Below are 4,235 nucleotides of genomic sequence, written 5' to 3'. Positions count from 1 at the left end.
TAGGAGTAAATGAAAGCCTAAAACATAGGCGGCAACCGACGCCGGGACCGCTGCCAAAACTCGTGCCAGATCGTTTGGGCGGGGCGGCTCTGTCTAGCTTCGTCACGCTGCCCCGCCCAAGCGGCTGCGAAAACGGGGGCGGGGCGGTCCGTTGTGCCCGCTGCGCGGGACGGCGGGGCTTGGCGTAGCCGGGCGGCTCCCCGTGTCGCTACCCCGGGTGCTTCCGCCGCCCCGCCCCGGCTCGCCGCCCCGACCCAGGAGGAGCGCCGATGCGACTCGCAGCAGGCCATCACTCGCAGCGCCCGCCGACGCCGGCAGGCTCGGGCGGGGCGGTTTCGCTGAACGCTGCTCTACCCCGCCCGGAGACGCCGAGGGCGGGGCGGCGAGAAAAGTGCGAGCCGCGAGCAACGCCCCGTTCCCCCGTGTGTCTTGGAGACACAAACGCCCCGCCGCCCCGCCCATGCCCCCCGACGACCCGGCCCTGATCGACGCGTTCCGCACCGGCGACGAGTTCGCGTTCGTCGCCCTCTACGACCGCTACAAGGGGCCGGTCTACGGCTACTGCGCCAAGATGCTCCTCGACCGGACGGCCGCCGAGGACATGCTCCAGGAGACGTTCGCGCGGGCCTACGAGCACCGCGAGCGGCTCCTGTCCTCGACGTCGTTCAAGGCGTGGGTGTTCACGATCGCTCGGAACCAGTGCCTCAACGTGCTCCGCAAGCGGGGCCGCGAGGTCGGGTTCGTCGCCGACGCGCCCGAGCCGCCCTCGCCCGGGCCGACGCCGTTCGCCAACCTCCTCAAGAGTGAGCAGGCCGCGCTCGTCGACCGGACGCTCGCCGGGCTCTCGCCGTCGTACCGCGAGGTCGTCGTGCTCCGCGAGTACCAGAACCTGTCGTACGACGAGATCGCCGCCGTCACGCGGACGACGGTGTCGTCGGTCAAGAGCCGGCTGTTCAAGGCCCGCCGCAAGATCGGCGAGGCGCTCCGCCCGCTCCTCCACCCCGAGCCCGCCACGCCCGCGGCCGAGCCCGTGCCCGCCGCCCCGCCCGCCCGATGACCGCCGCCCCGCCCTGCGCCAGCGCCGACGCCGAGGTGCTCCTGAACGAGTACGTCGACGGCGAGCTGGAGGCCGCCCGCCAGCCCGCCCTGTTCGCCCACCTCGCCGCCTGCGCCGACTGCCGCGCGCAGTTCGACGCGCTCTTCGCGTTCCGCCTGGCGGTCCGCCAGGAGCCGCTGCCGGTGCCGCCGGCCGTCGACGCCGCCGTGTTCGCGCGGCTCGACCGCTCGCGGCGGGCGGGGCGGCGCGCGCCCGACCGCCGCGCCGAGCGGTCGCCGGTGGGGACGGCCCTGCGCCGCCGCGTCTCGGTCGGCTTGGCGCTCGCGGTCGCGGCCGTCGCCGTCGTCGTCGGGAACGCGCTCGCGCCGGGGCCGACGCCCGCCCCGCCCGAGGACCGCGTAGTCGAGACGTTCCTCGACGACGGCCCGCTCTACCTCCTCGACCCCGGCGTGCGCGTCGAGGCGCCGCGCGCGGGCGGGGTGGACCTGGGCGCGGGCGGGTAGCGGGGGCAGGGTGGCGCTGCCCCGCCCCGGCAGGGCTGCTGCGTTCTGGATGGGGCTACTAAATGCAGACTCCAATCCGCAGTCATCCCCGCGCAGGCGGCAGGGCTGGTACGTTCTGAGATAAGACATCGAGCTTGTCATCCTGAGCGGAGCGACCCCGTAGGGACGGCGTCTGGCCGAGGGTCTCGGCAGCGAGTCCCGAGTCGTCGGGACCGGCACTGACGGCCTGGACAGTCTGCGTCGAGATCCTTCACGTTCGTTCAGGATGACAGGCTTGCTGAGCGTGCGATCGCTACTGGTTCCCCTCCCCGTTTCACACGTTGGCGTGGGCGGGCCGCGTAGGTTCGGCGGCCACCCCGCCCCGCGCGCCGTCCGCGCGCTCTGCCCATGCCCGACGCCCCGGTCCGCGTCCGTTTCGCGCCCTCGCCCACCGGCCTCCTCCACATCGGCGGCCTGCGCACGGCGCTCTACAACTATTTGCTCGCCCGGCAGACGGGCGGCGCGTTCGTGCTCCGCATCGAGGACACCGACCGCTCGCGGTTCGACGCCGACGCCGAGCAGGACATCCTCGACGGCCTCGCCTGGGCCGGGCTCACGACCGACGAGGGGCCGACGCAGGGCGGGGCGGTCGGCCCGTACCGCCAGAGCGAGCGGCGCGCGCGGTACGACGAGGCAGCGCGGCGGCTGCTCGACCAGGGCGACGCCTACGTCGCCTTCGACACGCCGGAGGCGCTGGAGGCGCTCCGCGAGGGCGGGGCGGCCTACGACGCGACGACGCGCGGCGACCTGGACAACGCGGTCGCGCGGGGCGAGGAGGAGGCGCGGCGCCGGGTCGAGGCCGGCGAGCCGCACGTGGTCCGCCTGAAGGTGCCGGCGGGCGAGACGGTCGCCTTCCGCGACGAGGTCCGCGGCGACGTCTCGTTCGACACGTCGGACGTCGACGACCAGGTGCTCGTCAAGAGCGACGGGATGCCCACGTACCACCTCGCGAACGTCGTCGACGACCACGCGATGGGGATCACCGACGTCATCCGCGGCGAGGAGTGGCTGTCGTCGGTGCCCAAGCACGTGCTGCTGTACCGGGCGCTCGGGTGGGAGCCGCCGCGGATGGCGCACCTCCCGCTCATCCTCTCGCCCAACGGCGGCAAGCTCTCGAAGCGCTCGGCGGGGCGGCTCGGGATTCCCGTCTCCGTGCGCGAGTACCGCGAGGCGGGCTACGAGCCCGAGGCCGTCGTCAACTTCCTGGCCCTGCTGGGGTGGAACCCGGGCGACGACCGCGAGCTGTTCTCGCTGGACGAACTGGCCGAGGCGTTCTCGGTCGACCGCATCGGGCGGAGCGGAGCGCAGTTCTCGCTCGACAAGCTCGAGTGGTTCAACGGCCAGCACCTCCGCGCGCTCGGCCCCGCGGAGATCGCCCGACGCGCCCGCCCCGCCGTCGACGCACGCTGGGGCGAGGGCGGGGTGGGGGAGGGGGCGCTCGTGGCCGCCGCCGCGCTCCTCCGCGAGCGGATCGCGAAGGCGGCCGACCTCGCGGACGCGGGCTACCTCCTCGGCCACGACCCGGAGACGTACGACCCCGCCGGCGTCAAAAAGCGCTGGAAGGACGACAGCGCGCGCCTCGTCGCGCTCTACGCCGACCGCCTGGAGGCCGAGGACGCGTTCACCGAGGAGAGCACCGAGGCCGCCATGCGTCAGCTCGCCGAGGACGAGGGCGTCGGGTTCGGCCGGGTCGTCCACCCCGCCCGCCTCGCGGTGACGGGCGTGACGGCCGGGGCGGGGATGTTCGAGACGCTGGTCGTTGTCGGGCGCGAGGCGACGGTCCGCCGGCTGCGGCGCGCGGCGGAGGTGCTCGGGTAGGGCGAATCCCGCGGGCGGGGCGGCAGCTAGCCGGCCACGCGGGCGATCCCGCCTGGCTGCGACGTCTCCAGCGCCGCGTGGATCGACGGCACGAGCGGGAGCAGGTCTTCGTACTTGTTGCTGACCGCCCGCACGACGACGACCCGAAGCGGGAGGTCGGAGACCTCCTGCTGGTATTCGATCCTGCGGTCAAGCGGGACGAAAGCGTCGAATCCGTCGGCCGCCGCGCGGAGGAGGGCACCGTTGAGGAGCCCGGACCACCCGTTCTCTGGAACGGTTGACACGTCGTGCTCCGGGGCGAGCCGGTACTTCAGCTTGCGCGGGACGTTGGCTGCGCCGTCGCCTGCGGCGGTTCGGTCGAGGAGCACCCGCATCAGGCGAGGTCTGTCGCTTCTTCGGCGACCTGCGGCGTCTGGCCGAGCGCGTCGTTGAGCGCGAGGACCAGGAACGCCTCGGCCTGCTCGCGGCTCACGCTCGGGAAGTCGTCGAGCGCCACCCCGCCCCAGCCCGTTCTTGCTGCGCCCCGCCGGCCTCGTGCTCAGAAAACGGTAGAACTTGTTGCTGCAGGCCCACATTGGGCGTCAGCCGCGTGCGCTCCGGATATGGCGGGACCCTATGCTGTCGCTCTCGCTACCGCTGTGCCTCTAGCCCGTGCAGCTAAACGGTCTCCTGTTCTACTGTGGGATACCGGATCTGGCGGTTGATGCGCCACCCGTTCAACCCCGCCCCCTCACCCTGGCTGCGCCGAGTCTCTCTCACCGGGAGAGGCACACCGTCGGAGCCGTTCGGGCGGCGCGGGCTGTGGTGCACGAACTCAG

The 4,235-nt window shown here is 73.2% G+C and carries 5 protein-coding genes; 3 read left to right on the top strand and 2 right to left on the bottom strand.

Annotated features, from left to right (window positions below; genetic code table 11):
* Positions 1-460: 460 nt before the first annotated feature.
* The 3 genes from RM540_RS16070 to gltX all read left to right on the top strand — a co-directional run bounded on the left by RM540_RS16070 (position 461) and on the right by gltX (position 3,417).
* The gene (locus RM540_RS16070) at positions 461-1,057 is read left to right on the top strand and encodes an RNA polymerase sigma factor (protein WP_311666004.1); all 597 of its coding nucleotides are present in this window, start codon (positions 461-463) and stop codon (positions 1,055-1,057) included.
* Positions 1,054-1,560, top strand: coding sequence for an anti-sigma factor family protein (locus RM540_RS16065; protein ID WP_311666002.1), 507 nt, complete (start codon positions 1,054-1,056; stop codon positions 1,558-1,560). The genes RM540_RS16070 and RM540_RS16065 overlap by 4 nt, the downstream gene beginning before the upstream one ends.
* Positions 1,561-1,947: 387 nt before the next feature.
* Complete coding sequence (gltX, locus tag RM540_RS16060; RefSeq protein ID WP_311665999.1) at positions 1,948-3,417, top strand: glutamate--tRNA ligase; 1,470 nt, start codon at positions 1,948-1,950, stop codon at positions 3,415-3,417.
* Between the two features lie 26 nt (positions 3,418-3,443).
* Here the strand turns inward: gltX and RM540_RS16055 are convergent, their stop codons facing one another.
* Both RM540_RS16055 and RM540_RS16050 read right to left on the bottom strand, forming a co-directional pair.
* On the bottom strand, positions 3,444-3,785 hold the full coding sequence (locus RM540_RS16055) for a hypothetical protein (RefSeq protein WP_311665997.1): 342 nt from the start codon (positions 3,783-3,785) through the stop codon (positions 3,444-3,446).
* 5 nt (positions 3,786-3,790) lie between these two features.
* Positions 3,791-3,913 carry a hypothetical protein gene (locus RM540_RS16050; protein ID WP_311665995.1) on the bottom strand — a complete coding sequence of 41 codons (123 nt, stop codon included), beginning with the start codon at positions 3,911-3,913 and terminating at the stop codon, positions 3,791-3,793.
* Positions 3,914-4,235 lie beyond the last annotated feature (322 nt).

It is taken from the genome of Rubrivirga litoralis (assembly GCF_031846415.1).
GTDB lineage: Bacteria > Bacteroidota > Rhodothermia > Rhodothermales > Rubricoccaceae > Rubrivirga > Rubrivirga litoralis.
The sequence above is the reverse complement of the archived record's forward strand: the minus strand, read 5'-3'. Positions and strand labels throughout refer to the sequence as shown.